The 17,252-nt window shown below is 32.7% G+C and carries 15 protein-coding genes; 10 read left to right on the top strand and 5 right to left on the bottom strand.

The window, feature by feature from the left end; all coding sequences use genetic code 11:
- Window positions 1-27 precede the first annotated feature (27 nt).
- The 10 genes from JBL43_RS00980 (at window position 28) to JBL43_RS20190 (ending at window position 9,762) form a co-directional block, all read left to right on the top strand.
- Entirely contained in the window at window positions 28-2,841 is a 2,814-nt protein-coding gene (locus JBL43_RS00980) for a M16 family metallopeptidase (RefSeq protein ID WP_198839627.1), read from the top strand.
- Window positions 2,842-2,967: 126 nt separating this feature from the next.
- Window positions 2,968-3,324, top strand: coding sequence for a DUF4878 domain-containing protein (locus tag JBL43_RS00975; RefSeq protein ID WP_198839626.1), 357 nt, complete (start codon window positions 2,968-2,970; stop codon window positions 3,322-3,324).
- Window positions 3,287-3,886 carry a YiiX/YebB-like N1pC/P60 family cysteine hydrolase gene (locus JBL43_RS00970; protein WP_198839625.1) on the top strand — a complete coding sequence of 200 codons (600 nt, stop codon included), beginning with the start codon at window positions 3,287-3,289 and terminating at the stop codon, window positions 3,884-3,886. The genes JBL43_RS00975 and JBL43_RS00970 overlap by 38 nt, the downstream gene beginning before the upstream one ends.
- 164 nt (window positions 3,887-4,050) lie before the next feature.
- The gene (locus JBL43_RS00965) at window positions 4,051-4,821 is read left to right on the top strand and encodes a ParA family protein (protein ID WP_198839624.1); all 771 of its coding nucleotides are present in this window, start codon (window positions 4,051-4,053) and stop codon (window positions 4,819-4,821) included.
- The gene (locus JBL43_RS00960; RefSeq protein ID WP_198839623.1) at window positions 4,814-5,713 is read left to right on the top strand and encodes a ParB/RepB/Spo0J family partition protein; all 900 of its coding nucleotides are present in this window, start codon (window positions 4,814-4,816) and stop codon (window positions 5,711-5,713) included. The genes JBL43_RS00965 and JBL43_RS00960 overlap by 8 nt, the downstream gene beginning before the upstream one ends.
- Window positions 5,714-6,292 (top strand): DUF5683 domain-containing protein, encoded by a 579-nt coding sequence (locus JBL43_RS00955; RefSeq protein WP_198839622.1) that lies wholly within the window; start codon window positions 5,714-5,716, stop codon window positions 6,290-6,292.
- Between the two features lie 9 nt (window positions 6,293-6,301).
- A complete protein-coding gene (gene dapB / locus JBL43_RS00950) occupies window positions 6,302-7,003 on the top strand; it encodes a 4-hydroxy-tetrahydrodipicolinate reductase (protein ID WP_198839621.1) in 702 nt (233 codons plus the stop codon).
- Window positions 7,004-7,037: 34 nt separating this feature from the next.
- Window positions 7,038-8,606: a signal peptidase I gene (gene lepB / locus JBL43_RS00945; protein ID WP_198839620.1), complete on the top strand. Its 1,569-nt coding sequence runs from the start codon at window positions 7,038-7,040 to the stop codon at window positions 8,604-8,606.
- 230 nt (window positions 8,607-8,836) lie between these two features.
- Window positions 8,837-9,451 carry a WbqC family protein gene (locus JBL43_RS00940; RefSeq protein ID WP_233098647.1) on the top strand — a complete coding sequence of 205 codons (615 nt, stop codon included), beginning with the start codon at window positions 8,837-8,839 and terminating at the stop codon, window positions 9,449-9,451.
- The gene (locus JBL43_RS20190) at window positions 9,442-9,762 is read left to right on the top strand and encodes a DUF6122 family protein (protein WP_233098646.1); all 321 of its coding nucleotides are present in this window, start codon (window positions 9,442-9,444) and stop codon (window positions 9,760-9,762) included. Before JBL43_RS00940 ends, JBL43_RS20190 begins: the two co-directional genes overlap by 10 nt.
- Here the strand turns inward: JBL43_RS20190 and JBL43_RS00935 are convergent.
- From JBL43_RS00935 to JBL43_RS00915, 5 genes are all read right to left on the bottom strand, one after another.
- Window positions 9,757-9,930, bottom strand: coding sequence for a hypothetical protein (locus JBL43_RS00935; protein ID WP_198839619.1), 174 nt, complete (start codon window positions 9,928-9,930; stop codon window positions 9,757-9,759). The genes JBL43_RS20190 and JBL43_RS00935 overlap by 6 nt on opposite strands.
- A gap of 130 nt (window positions 9,931-10,060) precedes the next feature.
- Entirely contained in the window at window positions 10,061-11,674 is a 1,614-nt protein-coding gene (locus JBL43_RS00930; protein WP_198839618.1) for a RagB/SusD family nutrient uptake outer membrane protein, read from the bottom strand.
- A gap of 32 nt (window positions 11,675-11,706) precedes the next feature.
- Window positions 11,707-14,835 (bottom strand): SusC/RagA family TonB-linked outer membrane protein, encoded by a 3,129-nt coding sequence (locus JBL43_RS00925; protein ID WP_198839617.1) that lies wholly within the window; start codon window positions 14,833-14,835, stop codon window positions 11,707-11,709.
- A 211-nt stretch (window positions 14,836-15,046) separates the two neighbouring features.
- Window positions 15,047-16,099 carry a transglutaminase domain-containing protein gene (locus JBL43_RS00920; protein ID WP_198839616.1) on the bottom strand — a complete coding sequence of 351 codons (1,053 nt, stop codon included), beginning with the start codon at window positions 16,097-16,099 and terminating at the stop codon, window positions 15,047-15,049.
- A complete protein-coding gene (locus JBL43_RS00915; protein WP_198839615.1) occupies window positions 16,078-16,782 on the bottom strand; it encodes a carboxypeptidase-like regulatory domain-containing protein in 705 nt (234 codons plus the stop codon). The genes JBL43_RS00920 and JBL43_RS00915 overlap by 22 nt, the downstream gene beginning before the upstream one ends.
- Window positions 16,783-17,252 lie beyond the last annotated feature (470 nt).

Below are 17,252 nucleotides of genomic sequence, written 5' to 3'. Positions count from 1 at the left end.
AATAGGAACATTAAAACCAAAACTACAATGAGAAAACTAATTTTTGCATTGGCTATGATCATAGCCTGTGGCAACATGTTTGCACAAGAAACAATAGACCTTAGTTCTAAAATACCTACTGACCCTAATATCAGAACAGGTAAATTGGAAAATGGATTAACCTATTACCTACGTAATAATGGTAAACCAGAAGATAAAGTAGTTTTGAGACTCGCTATAAATGCTGGGTCAATTTTAGAAGATGATGATCAACAAGGGTTGGCACATTTTATGGAACACATGAATTTTAATGGGACTAAAAATTTCAAAAAAAATGAATTGGTAGATTATTTACAAAGTATTGGTGTAAAATTTGGAGCACACTTAAATGCTTATACTAGTTTTGATGAAACGGTATATATGTTGCCGATCCCTAGTGATAATGAAGAGAAATTAGAAAAAGGATTTCAAATTATTGAAGATTGGGCATTTAATGCCTTGTTAACTGATGATGAAATTGATAAGGAAAGAGGGGTTGTACTTGAGGAATATAGAATAGGTTTAGGGGCAGATAAGCGTATGTTAGCGAATTATTTGCCTAAGATGATGTATAATTCTCAATATGCCGAGCGATTACCCATAGGGAAAAAGGATATTCTGGAAACTTTTAAGCCGGAAGTTATTAAAAGGTTTAGAGATGATTGGTATAGGCCTGATTTAATGGCTGTAATTGCGGTGGGTGATGTTGATTTGGATAAGTTAGAAGCTAAAATAAAAGAACATTTTAGTAAGGCGAAGGCTCAAAAGAATCCGCGTGAGCGTAAAGTTTTTGATGTGCCAAATCACGAAGAAACGTTTGTGGCTATTGAAACGGATAAAGAAGCAACTTTTAATAGAGTACAGTTGTTGTATAAAGATCGTAAGCCTAAAGAAGTTGAAACTAATTTAGAAGATTATAGGAATTCAATTGTAAAAGGTTTGTTTTCTCAAATGTTGAATAATAGACTTCAGGAGTTAACGAACGGAGAAAATCCTCCTTTTGTTTTTGGTTCCACCTATTATGGAGGTACTTATGCTAGAAGTAAAAATGCATATCAATCTTTTGCCATGACAAGCCCTACAGGTCAGTTAACTGCTTTAAAAACATTGTTGGAAGAAAATGAGCGTGTAAAAAGACATGGTTTTCAAAAAGGCGAATTTGAACGTGCTAAAACAGCTATTCTTGCAAGAATGGATAAAGCATTTCAAAATAAAGATAAAAATGAATCCGATCGATATGTTGGTGAATATGTACGTAATTTCTTAGAACAAGAGCCAATACCGGGTATTGAATGGGAGTATGATTTTTACAAAAAGGCATTACCATCAATCCAATTAGATGAAGTAAACGGTTTAATTGCAAATTATTTGCATGATGATAATAGGGTAGTAGTGATAACCGGTTCTGAAAAAGAAGGTATTCCTAAAGTTACTGAAAAACAAGTGACGGATTTGTTAGTAGCAGTGGGAAAATCTGATATTCAACCGTATCAAGATTCTGATTTAGGTGAAGCACTGATGACTGAAATTCCGAAATTAGGAGCTATTATAAAAGAGGTTAAAGATGAGAATTTAGGAACAACAACGTTAACCTTGGTTAATGGAGCAACCGTTGTTTATAAAAAAACAGAATTTAAAGATGATGAAGTCTTATTTGAAGCCTTTAGTTATGGAGGAACAAATGAATATGACTTAGATACCTATAAAAAAACAGCACGAGCTAATGGCGGATTAAATGAAGCCGGAGTTAATGGTTTTAATAAAACAGATTTAGGTAAAATGTTAACGGGTAAAATTGCGGGAGTAAGACCATATATTGGCAGTGACAGCGAAGGTATGTCTGGTAATGCAACACCTAAAGATTTAGAAACATTGTTTCAGTTAATTTATTTGAATTTCACTTCATTAAATAAAGATGAAAAAGCATTTACTTCTTTTGCGAGTAAGCAAAAAGCATTTTTAGGTAGCATAATGTCTAATCCTAGCATCTATTTTCAAATTGAGTTAGGGAAATTTATGAATGAAAAAAATGAAAGGTATATGGGATTTCCAACGCCTGAAGAATTTGATGCTGCTGATTATAACTTAGCGTATGAAAAGTATAAAGAGCGTTTTGCAAATGCAGGTGACTTCAAATTTTATTTTGTTGGAAACTTTGATGAAGCCAAACTAAGGGAATTCTCAAAACAATATATCGCTAGTCTTCCAAGTACAAATGTAAAAGAAGATATAAAAGATTTAGGATTCAGATCATTATCAGGATCGCATGAGAAAATTGTTAAAAAAGGTACAGAACCTAAAAGTAGTGTGTTAATTCAATATAAAGGAGAAACGAAATACAATGCTGAGGATGATCATATGTTGCAAAGTCTTGGTGAGCTATTGACGATTAAATTAATTGAAAAACTGAGAGAAGAGGAAGCAGGGGTTTATGGTGTAGGTGCTAGAGGTGGACTTAATAAAATGCCTTATGGTTCTTATAGTTTTACAATTTCATTTCCATGTGGACCAGATAATGTTGAGAAGTTAAAAGAGGCTGCGTTGGCACAAGTTCAAGAAATTATTGAAAATGGACCAACAGAAGAGGATGTTGAAAAAGTTAAACAAGCTCAATTGTTAGATTATAAAGAGAATTTAAAGAAAAATAAGTATTGGATTAGTGCTCTTAAAAATTCAGATTATAACAAATCAGATTCTTCGAAAATCTTAGGAAAAACTAAAGATATCGGTAGCATTACTGCTGAAAAAATTCAGGCAGTTGCTAATAAATATCTTACAGATGGTTATATATTAGCTATTTTATACCCTGAAACTCAGGAATAAATTTAGGTAAGATTTTATAAATTAACCTTTAGGGATTAATTTTCCTAAAGGTTTTTTTATTAATAAAATCCTATAAAAATTAATAATAATAATAATATCATTTACAACAGCTTAAAAAACAAAACTATGAAAAAGATTATTTCCATTTCCTTCTTATTTTTATTAATCGCCTGTTCGTCATCAGGCCCAGGTAATGCAACAAAGAATTTTTTAGAAAATATGGCTCACGGAAAGTTGGAAGAAGCTAAAAAATATGCAACAGAACCTACCGGGAAAATGTTAGATTTTGCAATGTCACTCGGAAGTAATACTTCAATAGAACCTGATTTAGAAGTTGAAATTATTAAAGATTCTATTGTCGGTAAAAAGGCATGGGTTACCTTTATTGCTCATGTAGGAGAGGGGAAAATAGAAAAAGAAGAAACAATTGAATTGGTTGAATTAGATGGTAAATGGTTGGTTCATATGGATACTAAAAAGTAGGTTTTTTTTAATTCTACCTTTTCTATTTTGTAGTTGTATAGTAGATAATAAAAATAAAGAAGAACATCCAAACGTTATACTAAAAAATGAATTAAAATCGGGAGATATCGTATTGCGGTTAGGTAATGGCTATTTTTCTGATATTTTTAGAAGTTACGCATCCAAGGAGAAAAAATACTCTCATGTTGGAGTTATTAGTATTGAAGATGGTATTACTTATGTTTATCATGCAGAAGCAAGTGAGTTGACAGGGGTTGGGAGGGTTAAAAAAGAAGTTTTAGAGTCATTTTTAAAAGAAATAGCGATTTTTGATTTTTATAGATTAGAACAACTTGATACTGTTAAGATTGCCGAATTTGTCAAATATCATTATAAAAAAAGGACACCGTTTGACTTAGATTTTAATAGTGATGATGATAGTGAAATGTATTGTTCAGAACTAGTGGCAAAGGCCATAAATTCACTTGAAAATAATGAATTAATAACACCAACTTTATTACTTGCGAATAGGAAATTGTACGGCTTAGATGATATATACTTAAAACTGCGTAAATTGAATTAAGAAAATAATTACGCTAAAACGATATTAAACTTATTAACAGCACAAAGGACTGCCTTAGAGATTGGAAACAATATTAAGGCAGTTTTTTTTATGTTTTGTTTACAACTTCATTTCAATAAGTCATAAATAGTTGTATTTTTATGGCCTAAAATTTAACGAGTTTAATGGGGAAAATTATAGCCGTTGCAAATCAAAAAGGTGGTGTTGGTAAAACAACCACAACAGTTAATCTAGCTGCTGCTTTAGGCGTTTTAGAAAACAAAGTTTTGTTAATAGACGCTGATCCGCAAGCTAATGCAACTTCAGGTTTAGGTATAGATGTTGACGAGGTAAGTAATGGTACGTATCAATTGTTAGAGCATTCTATTAATATTAAAGATGCTATTGTGCCTACCAATTCACCGAATGTAGATATTATTCCATCTCATATAGATTTGGTGGCTATTGAATTAGAATTGGTTGATAAAGAGCAACGCGAGTATATGCTGAGACAAGCAATACAAGAAGTAAAGGGTGATTATGATTATATTTTAATAGATTGTGCTCCTTCTTTGGGTTTAATAACCCTAAATGCCTTAACGGCAGCAGACTCTGTGATTATTCCAATTCAATGTGAATATTATGCTCTTGAGGGGTTAGGGAAATTATTAAATACTATAAAAAGTGTTCAGAAAGTTCACAATCCAGATTTAGATATTGAAGGGTTATTGCTAACGATGTACGATTCTCGTTTACGATTATCTAATCAAGTGGTGGCTGAAGTGAAAAAGCATTTTCAAAATATGGTTTTTAAAACTATAATTCAACGAAATATACGCTTAGGCGAAGCTCCAAGTTATGGTGAAAGCATAATAGCATATGATGCTACGAGTAAAGGTGCGGTAAATTATATTAACTTAGCACATGAAATTTTAAAAAAGAACAAGAATGGCTAAAGCTGTAAAAAAGCAAGCATTAGGAAGAGGTTTATCTGCATTGTTAAAAGATCCTATTGAAGATATTCGCTCTGTAGGAGATAAAAATGCTGATAAATTAGTAGGAAGTATTGTTGAAATTGATTTGGTTTCTATTGAAGTAAACCCTTTTCAACCGAGAACCTATTTTAATGAAGATGATTTAAGGGAATTAGGAAATTCAATTAAAGAACTTGGTGTAATACAGCCAATAACAGTTCGTAAATTAGATGGCAACAGATTCCAATTGGTTTCTGGTGAACGACGTTTTAGAGCGTCAAAGCTTATTGGTTCAAAAACCATTCCTGCATATATAAGATTGGCTAATGATCAAGAGATGCTAGAAATGGCATTGGTTGAAAACATTCAGCGAAAAGATCTTGATCCTATCGAGGTTGCCTTATCGTACCAGCGTTTAATCGAAGAGATTAATTTAACTCAAGAAGAGCTGAGTAAACGCGTGGGTAAAGACAGATCAACAGTTACTAACTATTTGAGATTGTTAAAGTTAGATCCAATCATCCAAACAGGAATGCGAGATGGGTTTTTATCAATGGGACATGGTAGAGCTTTAATTAGTGTTGATAATTTTGCGAAACAGTTAGATATTTATGAAAAAATTATCAAAAACAATCTATCTGTACGGCAAACAGAACAATTAGTAAAGAGTGTTCGTAATGGAGGTTCCGTTGAAAAAGTTAATGTAACCCCTAGTAAAACGGTTCCAGAATACATAAAGCAAAGTACAAGAGAGATTAGTGATTTTGTAGGTAATAAAGTGAAAATTAAGCTTTCTGGTGAAAATAAAGGCAAAATTGAAATTCCTTTTAGTTCTCAAGAAGACTTTAATCGCATTAAAAAATTATTAAAATAGATGTTTAAATGGTGGGTCTATAGTATTATTTTTTTATGCTCTTTTGCAACTATTTATGCACAAGAAGTTCCTTCAGATTTAAAAGTTACCAAAATAGATACCACTTTTATAGCCGATGAAATTAATATTTTGGCTCCATCAAAAGCAGCTTTCTATTCTGCTGTTTTGCCTGGCTTAGGTCAAATTTATAATAAGAAGTATTGGAAAGCTCCCATAGTTTGGGGAGCAGTTGGTACTGGCGTTTATTTTTATGTAGATAATAATAATAAGTACAATAGATATAGGGAAGCTTTTAAAGCTAAACTTGCAGGTAGAGAGCACGAGTTTGATGGTACAGGAGATAACGTTGAATTAACGCAAACAAGTTTACAAACGGCTCAAACTTTTTATAAGAAAAATAGAGATTTATCGCTTTTTATTACAATAGGTTTGTATATCCTAAATATTATTGAAGCGAATGTAGATGCACACTTACCTGACAATGCATTAAATACTAATATTTCGTTTAACCCTACAATTTTTACTATGCCAACAACAAATCAAACGGGATTTGGAGCTACAATCAGTTTTAATTTTTAATTTAGCAACATGAACATCGCATTATTCGGATATGGTAAGATGGGTAAAACTATCGAAAGAATAGCCTTAGAAAGGGGGCACACAATTGTTGCTAAAATAGATTTTGACACTACAGATTATGATTTAAGCTCTGCTGATGTAGCCATTGATTTTAGTATTCCAAAAGAGGCATTTAACAATATAAATTTATGCTTTAAAAATAGCATTCCAATTGTTTCAGGTACAACGGGTTGGTTGGATAAATATGATGAAGCTGTAGCAAATTGTAAAACAAATAATGGAGCTTTTATTTATGCCTCAAATTATAGCTTAGGTGTTAATTTGTTTTTTGAATTGAACAAGCAACTAGCGAAGCTTATGAGTAAGTTTGATGCTTATGAAGTAAGTTTAGAAGAAACCCATCATACACAAAAATTAGACGCTCCAAGCGGAACGGCAATTACTCTTGCAGAAGGAATAATAGAGCAAACCAGTAAAGAAAAATGGAGTTTGGATGTAACAGAGGACGAAAAAACGATACCAATAATTTCTAAACGAATAGAAAATGTACCCGGTACTCATGTAACTTCGTACACCTCTGAAGTTGATGAAATTGAAATTACACATACCGCCAAAAATAGAGACGGTTTTGCTTTGGGTGCAGTGATAGCTGCAGAATGGTTAAAAGACAAAAAAGGTGTTTTTACCATGAAAGATGTTTTAGGAATTTAAGAAAAATAATAGTTCAAAATAAAAAGTAGCAAATATGACATTTACACAATGGTTTATATTTTTTCTAATTTTACAAGTAATCCATTTTTTAGGAACTTGGAAATTATATATTAAAGCAGGGAGACAGGCTTGGGAAGCGGCAATACCCGTTTACAATGCTGTAATTTTAATGAAAATTATCAATCGCCCATGGTGGTGGATAATTTTGTTATTTATTCCTATTGTTAATTTATTAATGTTTCCTGTAATATGGGTAGAGACCATTAGAAGTTTTGGTAAAAATTCAAGATTAGATACGGTTTTAGTTATTTTAACATTGGGGCTTTATATTTTCTACGTGAATTACGTGGTAGATGTCGAATATATTGATGACAGAAGTTTAAAACCAAGAACTGTGGCAGGTGAATGGATAAGCTCTATTGTTTTTGCCATCATAGCAGCTACGTTAGTACATACCTATGTAATGCAACCCTATACAATTCCTTCCTCATCATTGGAAAAAACACTTTTAATTGGTGACTTTCTTTTTGTTAGTAAATTTCATTACGGAGCAAGAGTGCCAATGACTACGGTAGCTTTACCTATGGTACATGATACAATCCCTAAAACTAAAAGTAAATCATATTTATTTGATGATCGTATTGATAAGAAAGATACTTCGTGGAAAAATAAATTACAATTGCCTTATATGCGATTGCCAGGGTTTCAAAAAATAAAACGAAATGATATTGTCGTATTTAATCAGCCAGCAGATACCTTGTTGGATATGAATGACTTTTATCCAGACAGAAATTACTACAAACCTATTGACAAAAAAACGAATCTTGTTAAGCGATGTGTTGCTATTGCTGGAGATTCTTTAGAGATTCGTGATGGTTATATTTATATCAATGGAAAACGTACAACCTATAACGATAGAGCCAAAATTCAGTATAACTTTAACGTAAATACTGGAGGAGAAGCTATTAGCCCAGCAGCATTAGCAAATAGATATAATGTTAGAGAAGGAGGTAGGATGCAGGATGGAAATTATTATTTAACCTTAACAGATGATGAAGCTGCATTATTGGCAAAAAACCCGATAGTAAAGAGCATAACGAAAACAATGCAGCCGAAAGGAAGAGATGGAGGTGTATTTCCTCAAGTACCTTCGTTAGGTTGGAATACGGATAATTTTGGACCTATTTATATACCTAAAAAAGGGGAAACGGTTAAATTGACCAAAGAGAGTCTGCCTTTTTATAAGAGGTTGATTAGTGAATATGAGCATAACGATTTGATTGTAAATGGCGATGAAATTCTTATTAATGGTAAAGATGCAGACAGTTACACCTTTAGACAAGACTATTATTGGATGATGGGTGATAACAGACAAAACTCTTTAGATGCTCGTAGATGGGGGTATGTACCTTTTGACCATGTGGTTGGTAAACCTGTGCTTATTTGGATGAGCTGGGAAGGTATGAGCCCACGTTGGGAACGTTTTTTTACAACGGTTGGCGGTGATGGAAAACCAGTTTCTTATTTTAAATGGTTTATTGGTCTATTAGTCTTATGGTTCGTTTTTGATTTTGTAAGAAAGAAAAGGAAAGATAACAAGTAGGCGGTTTCCAGTTCACAGTTTTTAGTTGGTACTATAATTAAGTGGCGGCATTCGGAGTGATATTCTTGTTTTTGTCATTCAGAATGAAGTATAGGGTAGTGAAGAATCTTATGAATTAGAGTTTAATTTAAAAGATTACTCTCCCGACGCTTCGGGATTGTAATGACACGATTAAAAAACTATGACGATCTTTTTAATAATATCGGTCGTTTATAAAAAATTATAAAACCTTGCTACTGTACCCAACATATTTTTCTCCAATTATTCACTTTACGGCGTTAGCAAATAGTAGGAGTGCTACTTTTGAGGTTGAAGATAATTATCAAAAGCAAACCTATAGAACGCGATGTTATATTTATGGAGCTAACGGTAAGCAATTACTTAACATTCCAATTTTGCAAGCTAATAGTAAGCAAAGAACAAAAGACGTTTTGTTAGATAATAGTACGAGTTGGCAACAGCAACATATAAAAGCAATGGCTTCGGCGTATAAATCTTCGCCTTTTTATGAGTTTTATGAAGATGAATTAATTGATTTACTCTTAAAAAAACGTAAATATTTACTCGATTTGAATTTAGATTGTCAACAATTTATTTTTGACAACTTACCTTTAGAAATAGTAATGGATAGATCAATCGAGTTCCATAAAGAGTATCCTACGGAAGTTGATTTTCGCTTTTTGGCTGATGCAAAATCCAATAGAAGTTATAAGCTGTCTGAATATACCCAAGTGTTTTCTGACAAGCATGGTTTTATTGCGAACCTTAGTATTTTAGATCTCTTGTTTATGGAAGGTCCAAACGCTATTAATTATCTAGAAAACCAAGGCGTTGAATGGATTTAGAGCTTGTTAGAACGTTACTCCATTATGGGCTGCATTTTCTCTTTCCTGGAATAATAGCTTATGTTTTGTTTCCATCGATATGGAAAAAAGCATGGTTAATTATGATTTTGACAATGCTCATTGACTTTGACCATTTATTAGCTACGCCAATATTCGACCCCAACAGATGCAGTATTAATTTTCATCCTTTACATAGTTATTTTGCCGCTATTTTTTACTTCGGAATGCTATTCCTCAAAAAGACTCGAATAATTGCTGTGGGACTGTTATTTCATCTAATAACAGATGCTTTGGATTGTTTGTGGTTATGACTTTTCCTTTAATGCATTTAATGCCCAGGCAATCAAAAAGAAACCAACTCCAGTAATAATTGGAGGCAACATTACTTTTGGTGCATAAAAACCACCAATGTAAAGCATTGCTAATCCTAATACTATCAATAAAATTGCTACTGTTGTTAAAACTTTGTTTTTGTCCATTTCAAAAAGATACTAATTATTTCATTAAAAAGCAAAACCCTGAAGAGTGGGCTTCAGGGTTTTAGTCATTTTAATTGATAATAGAAAACAAACTTGCTAAAATGACTCTATTTTTATTTCTAACAATTTATTAGTTTTGTTCAGCTTCACTAATAAATTCGTTTGAATCAATTTCTGATTGAGGAATTTTCCAAATCCAATCGTCATTTACAGAAGGTTTGTCTTGCATAAAACCAGCACCGTAAAGTACTTCAGAAGCTCCTGAGGTTGTATGATCTAAAGCATCGTCCCAACGAATATGGTCATGAAAACTAAATCCTTCACCCCATAGTTCAACTTGTCTTTGAAATTTGATTTCTTCCATTAATTTATCTTGCGTATCATAAATGGTTTTGTCAAAAGCACTATCTCTTGCTTCACCTAATAATGCAAGAGCATCTTGAGCATCAGAAATATTATTTAACATCGCTTGTGCTTCAGCCTCATTTAATACCATTTCAGATGAACGCATATAAATTACGTCATCAGGATCAATTGTACCTGGGTTTTTTTGTAAAAACTTCATTGACATATACGGATGTGTATTATGTCCAGTAGTCATACCATAAGTTGAAATAATATCAGACCATGCATCCCAAAAATCATCATCGTTATCATAATTTGGATCAGAATCTGAACTACCACCTTGTCCGTTTGATGCACTAGAGTTCGTGTTAGGAGCTAGTGGTAACCATGCTTTTTTACGGTAATCTGTAGCTGGAATATTATCATAAACTTCTTTATTGATAATTTTAGGATTTGTTCTATTTTGACTTCCGTTAAAAGTTGAACAGATATAGTAAAAATAAGACTGAAAGTAATTTGTTTCAGTATCAATTACATGTCCACCCCAAATAACTTCTGATAAATCAATAGTGTTGAATCCAGATAACCAATCACTTTCGTCTAATAATGGGAAGCCTTCACGAGCTGCAACTGCTGCATCTGAAGCGGTTTGCCAATCTCCTTTAGATAAAGCTACTCTTGATTTAACACCATAAGCCATATTAATAGATAGGTTAGATTTGTTATCAGGAGATGATGCATCTTGGAAATAAGTAATTGCCTGATCAAGATCTTTTTCAATTTGACTGTAAACAGCTTCTACACTAGAACGAGGGGCACTATCAAAGGGTGCTCCAGAATCTAAAACTAAAGGTACTCCTAAGTCAGATGACGGGTTGCCAATAATATAACCCTTCGCGAAAGTAATTATTAATTGGTGATAAGCCCAAGCTCTATAAGCATGTGCTTGTCCAAGAATATTATTTAAGGCAGGGGTTATTGTAGAACCTCCTTCTGCTACTTTATTTATAATAGCATTGGCAGTACCAATAAAGTGATAACGTTCATACCATTGATTATCAACAGTAGTGCTACTTGCATTTGTATGGATTAACCATTGTGCATCAGATCTCATCCAACCATTTCCAGGAGATGAGTGAATCATACCACCACCCATTGCATCAAAAGATGGTATAAAGTGACTTTGTCCTGATCTTGAAGATTCAGTACCTGGTAAAGGGCTTTGAGCATACATTTGTCTATGTAACCCATTTAATAAAAGATCCATATTTTCTGGACTAGATAACGCATCCGCTGCAGCAATTGCATTTGTCGGAGCATTTTCCAGAAAATCGTCATTACAACCCGTAAATACTATCATAGTAATTGCGAGTATTAGTAAGTGTTTTTTTCGTAACATAATTGTTGTTTTTATATTGTTATTATATCTTATTAAAAAGAAACGTTTATACCAAAAGATAAAACACTCGATGGATTATAGTCATTACCAGATGGAGTACCTGCTAAGCTATATTGAGGATTTAATCCTGTTCTCTTTGTGTTAATGAACATATTTTCTCCAGAAATAAATAGGCGTAAATTATTAACACCTAATTTATCAGATAAATCGTTATTTAAAGTATATGATAAATTAACATTTCTCAACGCTAAATAAGAAGCATCTGTTAAAAATCTAGTAGATAATGATTGTGATTGATTGTTAGCACCATTTTCTAATCTAGGAACATCAGTAACGTCACCTGGTTGTCTCCATGCATTTAAGGCATCTGGATGTAAAGAAGAACCATAATCTCCCTCATGCATCATAGCCGCATAACCATAATCAAGAATTTTACCTCCTAAACCATATACAAATAATACGTCTAATGAAAATCCTTTATAGCTAAAACGATTAGAAACAGAACCAATTAAATCTGGAATTGAAGATTCATTTACGTAGGCTTTACCAGCATCTTGATAATCATTAGTTGTAGCTTGAGTGCCATCTGCATTCAATACAGCTACTTGATCTCCATCATCATTTGCTTCGTACATATTATACAAGGCATCTCCATTCGAAGAGTCTACACCTGCAAAATCATAGATAAAGTAATCATAACGTGAACGTCCTGATTCCCATCTTTTTGATCCCGTAACAAATGGGTCCGGTAAAAAAGTAATTTCATTTTTCAATGTAGATGCCATAACGGTTAAGTCCCATTTGAAATCTTTGTTTTTGAAAAAATGTCCAGTAACTCCTAATTCTACACCTGAATTATACATGTCTCCAATGTTAAAAGGAGCTTCATTTAAACCAGAATCTGAAGTTGGTATTGGTAAGTTGTATAATAAATCACTAGAAGTTTTCTTATAATACTCTAATGATCCTTCAATACGATTTTCTAAAAATCCAAATTCCAAGGCAACATCATAACTTTCACTTGTTTCCCATTGTAAACTTTCGTTTCCTAAACTAGAGAAGTAAACAGCAGGTGCACCAGCATTGGAATACAATGTGGTAAGTGCTTGTGAAATATAGAAACTACCTAAATCGTCATTTCCTACTTCACCGTATGATCCACGTAGTTTTAATCTATTGACAAAACTCACATCCTCCATGAAACTTTCTTGATCAATTCTCCAAGAAGCTCCAATTGAGTAAAATGTACCCCATCTTGAATCAGTGCTAAAAACTGAACTACCATCTCTTCTTACAGATCCACTAATATAATAACGATTGTCATAGTTATAGTTTAATCTTGCAAAATAACCTTCAAGTGTTTTATCTGAACTATAGCCACCTAAACTACTTACCACTGAAAAGTTATCAAATTCATAAATACCTGTTGCAGTTTGTGTATTTGCAAGTCCATTATTTTCAGAATATTGTCTATTAAAACTTTCATGACCTAAAGTAATGTCCACGTTATGTACATCATTAAAAGAATTATTGTATGTCAATAATTGTGTAAAGTTTTCTGTATTTCTACGAAATCTTCTTTCACCATATCTACCTGTAGGAGCACCATCACCAACAACTTCATTTTCATAACTCTTATTGATATAGTCTTGAATATCTCTACCATAATCTAATCTGGCTTTTAATCCTTTTGCCAACGTAAATTCAGCAAAATATCTAAATCCAATATTATTTATTTTGGTTTGTTCTTCATTGTAAATTGCTTCAGCAATACCGTGACGTCCAGGATTATCTGGTCTCGTCTGAATATTATACTCAGAATAACCTTCACCTAAATCATATCTAGGGTTACCAGCTTCGTCTAAAACGATGTTACCATTTAAATCAACAATATAAACAGGGTAGATAGATCCTAAATCTTTTGCCCATGAAAAAGGGTTAACGATACTTGAAGTACCCGCACCTGTTGGTCCATGAGAATCTGTAATTGCTAAGTTCATACTTCCACCAACTGTTAACCATTTGGTAGGTGTAAAATCAGCACTTAGTCTTGTTGTTAAACGGTCGTAATCACTTTCAATAACATAACCATCTTCTTCAAGATAAGAAGCTGAAAAGAATACTTGATGATTTTCACCACCACCTGAAATATCTAATGAGTGATTTACTCTACTACCTGTTCTTTCTAATTCGTTATACCAATCTAAACCTTGATAAATAACTTGTGCACTTGGGTTTAATTTACCGTCTGTTCCAACAATTTGATCGTTAGCCACATTAAAAGGATTGTATCCTAAACGGTTGTATATTTTTTCAGAAGCTTCAGCTTCATTACCTGGACCTCCAAGAGCATTTTTGTAAGACTCCCACATCAATTCATAATACTGACCTGGACCTACAGCTTCATACTCGTCAATTCCTTTGGTTACGATACCATATTGAGTTGAGAAGTTTACAGTAGTTGCCGCATTTTTTCTTCCACTCTTGGTTTTAATAATAACCACACCATTTGCAGCTCTAGACCCATATAAAGAGGTAGATGCAGCATCTTTTAAAATTGTAAGAGACTCAATATCATTTTGGTTTAAACTAGCTAAACCACCTTCAAATTGAATACCGTCCACGATATAAAGAGGAGCAGTAGAACCACCATTTAAGGTACCTACACCACGAATAACAATTCCTGGAGTGGAACCTGGTTGTCCTGAAGCAGAAGTGAACTGAACACCTGTGGCATTACCTTCAATTGCAGCAATTGGAGAGGTTACAGCTCTTAATTCTAAATCTTTAGAACTTAAAACGTCAGCTGAGCCTGTAAATGCTTCTTTGGTAGATGTACCATAAGCCGTTACAATTACTTCATCTAACAAGTTGTCTGATTTCATTACTAAATTAATAGTACTAGCACTTCCAACTTTTTTTTCTGTAGTTGCCATTCCTACAAAACTAAATACCAATACATCACCAGTACTCGCCTGGATGGTATAGTTACCATCAAAATCTGTTTCGGTTCCAGTAGAGGATCCTTTGATGATGACACTAACTCCTGGTAATGGTCCAGAATCATCCGTAACCGTACCTGTTACTTTCTTTTGCTGTGCAAATGATTGCACTGCTAGCAGTAAGAATACTGCTAACATTAAATGAAATTTGTTTTTCATATTGTCTATTATTTGAATTAAGTTGCTAAAATGTTAAATATATACTAAATATACTAATAATTTAACAAATATTTAATACCCCTGTTAATATCGCATAGGTTTGAGTTAAAATAAATTACTTAAAGTGAATTTAATTTAGAGAATATTTATAGTATTTCTAAATACTGCTCATTTTACATAATTGAATTTTACAACGCGTTTAAAAGAGGCTCTAAATTTTAATTTTATTACTAGATCGTTTAGAATGGTATAATTTCCTTTTTACTTTAATCAAATAAGTAACTACGACTTCATCTTTGAGTTTAATGTGAAAATCATAATGGCCTGTTCTTTTGAATTGATAGTCAACATTTAATAGATTATCGGTGATAACCGTGTTGGTGGGTTCAACTTTTGTTCTGTTAGATCCATTGCTTATTTCTAACTCTAATTCCTCAATTTTAAATGACTCGGAAATTTCTAATGTAAATGTATTGATCATTTTTTTTGAAGTTTCAATATACATTGTAGCAGGAGTAATGGGTATAATCGTATTTTTAAATGTATTCCCATAGACTAATGGGCCATTCAGAAAATCAGAAACACTCGGATTGTTTTGCATTAAGAGCCATTGCTCGTTAAGAGGGTAGTGGCTTTTTGAAAATAGTTTAGGCTCTGTCAAAAAATAGCCATCATTGTAATCGCTAATAAACGCATAAGTTGGTAATTCAGTATAACCACTTGACCAAGTAGCATCACTGAGGTACCATTTATTGTTTAGAAAGACGGCATTCCAAGAATGATTAGGTACTGATAGCTCACCAATGTTATTGTCTATATTTCTACCGTAACCATCAATAATTTTACAGTTAATATTGGCTATAGTTGACAGTTCTTTTATGAGATAGGCATAACCAGTACAAATTGTTTTTTTATCTTTTAAAAGTGTACGAAACATATGAATTTTAAACGTATTGTTCCAATTACCTAGGGCGTAGTCATCATTCATTAATTTTTTTCGTTTTCTCTGATTTTTAACTGCACTTCCATAATCATTATCAATATTTGTACTGACCCAAGTGTAAATGGCTCTGAATTTTTCAACATCAGTAGTGAAGGTAGCAGTCAGTTTGTGAACTAAAAGCGGTAAGTTATCTAAATTTTCTCCATGATAAAACTTAGCTATACTATCTGCTTTTGTAAAGTCTATTTGCTTAAAATCATCTGTTTGAGCAAAGCTAGAAATACCAAATAGGATAATGATTATTGCTTTAATTTTCTCCACAACGATTTTTTCGATTTTTGAACTTTTTGAACTTCTACTTCTCCTAAAATCATGCAAGAATCCATTTCTAAAGCTAAATCTATTTTAAAATCTAACTTTTTACTGTTGTTAGTTATGGTAATATGTTTTGAATTGTAACCAATATAACTTATTACTAAAACATCACCTTTTTTCAATTTTTGAGGAAAAGTAAATTTTCCATCAAAATCAGTTTGTGTACCCACCATGGTTCCTTGTAATACCACATTTGCTCCTGGTAAAGGAGATGACTCATCAGATATTATACCAGATATTGTGTATTCTTTATCTTGTTTGGTTTCATTGTTTGTCTGATCAGTATTCTGTTCAATAACAATGCTAGGTTGTTTTGTTGTTTGTGCTTGAGCGGTATTCATTAATGCCATCGATAATAAAGAAAAACTCAGACCGCTAATAAAATTGAACTTGCTGCTATTTCTTATTGGTTCAGGCGTGTATGTCTTTAGTTGAGGTGTATTAAAGATGCCACAGGTTTTGCCATCGTTATTTTTAAAGTAGTTTGTTATTTCTTTAGGTGTCATGCTTCTAAAGTCAATGACTTCTTTTTCACAAGAATCACAAAAGCCGCCTGCTTCTGTTTTTTTAAATTGATTGAAATTTTCTGAACAAGGTTTGCTAATGCTAAGGTTGAAATTTTGATTCATAAGTATTCGTTTTATAGTTAATTTATAAGACGAATTTAGCTTCAAACATCAATTATAGAAATCCATATTGAGTAAAATGACCAAAAGGATGAGTAAAATGTACTTTAGAATGAGTGTGATTATTTCAATGCATGAAACGTATAAGATATCGCCCCTACAGGGCTTCATTTATCGGACTTTATAACCTTATTACAAGGATTACACTTCTATGGAGTTTTTGACGTGTCCCAATATCGGTGGTGCCGCAAGTTAACTTGTGATTTTAAGTTAAGGGTTTAATTAAAATTTTATTAATAATAAAAGCTAGATTATAAATTATAAGTTTCGAAAAACCGTCAATTCGAGAAAAATTGTATCATGAATATTCAAGGATTACACTTCTATGGAGTTTTTGATGTTTCCCATTAACGGTGGTAACGCAAGTTAACTTGTGATTTTAAGTTAAGGATTTTATCATAATTCTCTTAATA

It is taken from the genome of Aureibaculum flavum (genome assembly GCF_016406085.1).
In the GTDB taxonomy this organism is placed as follows: Bacteria; Bacteroidota; Bacteroidia; order Flavobacteriales; family Flavobacteriaceae; genus Aureibaculum; species Aureibaculum flavum.
Note: the sequence above shows the minus strand (reverse complement) of the source record. Positions and strands in the feature narration are given on the sequence as shown.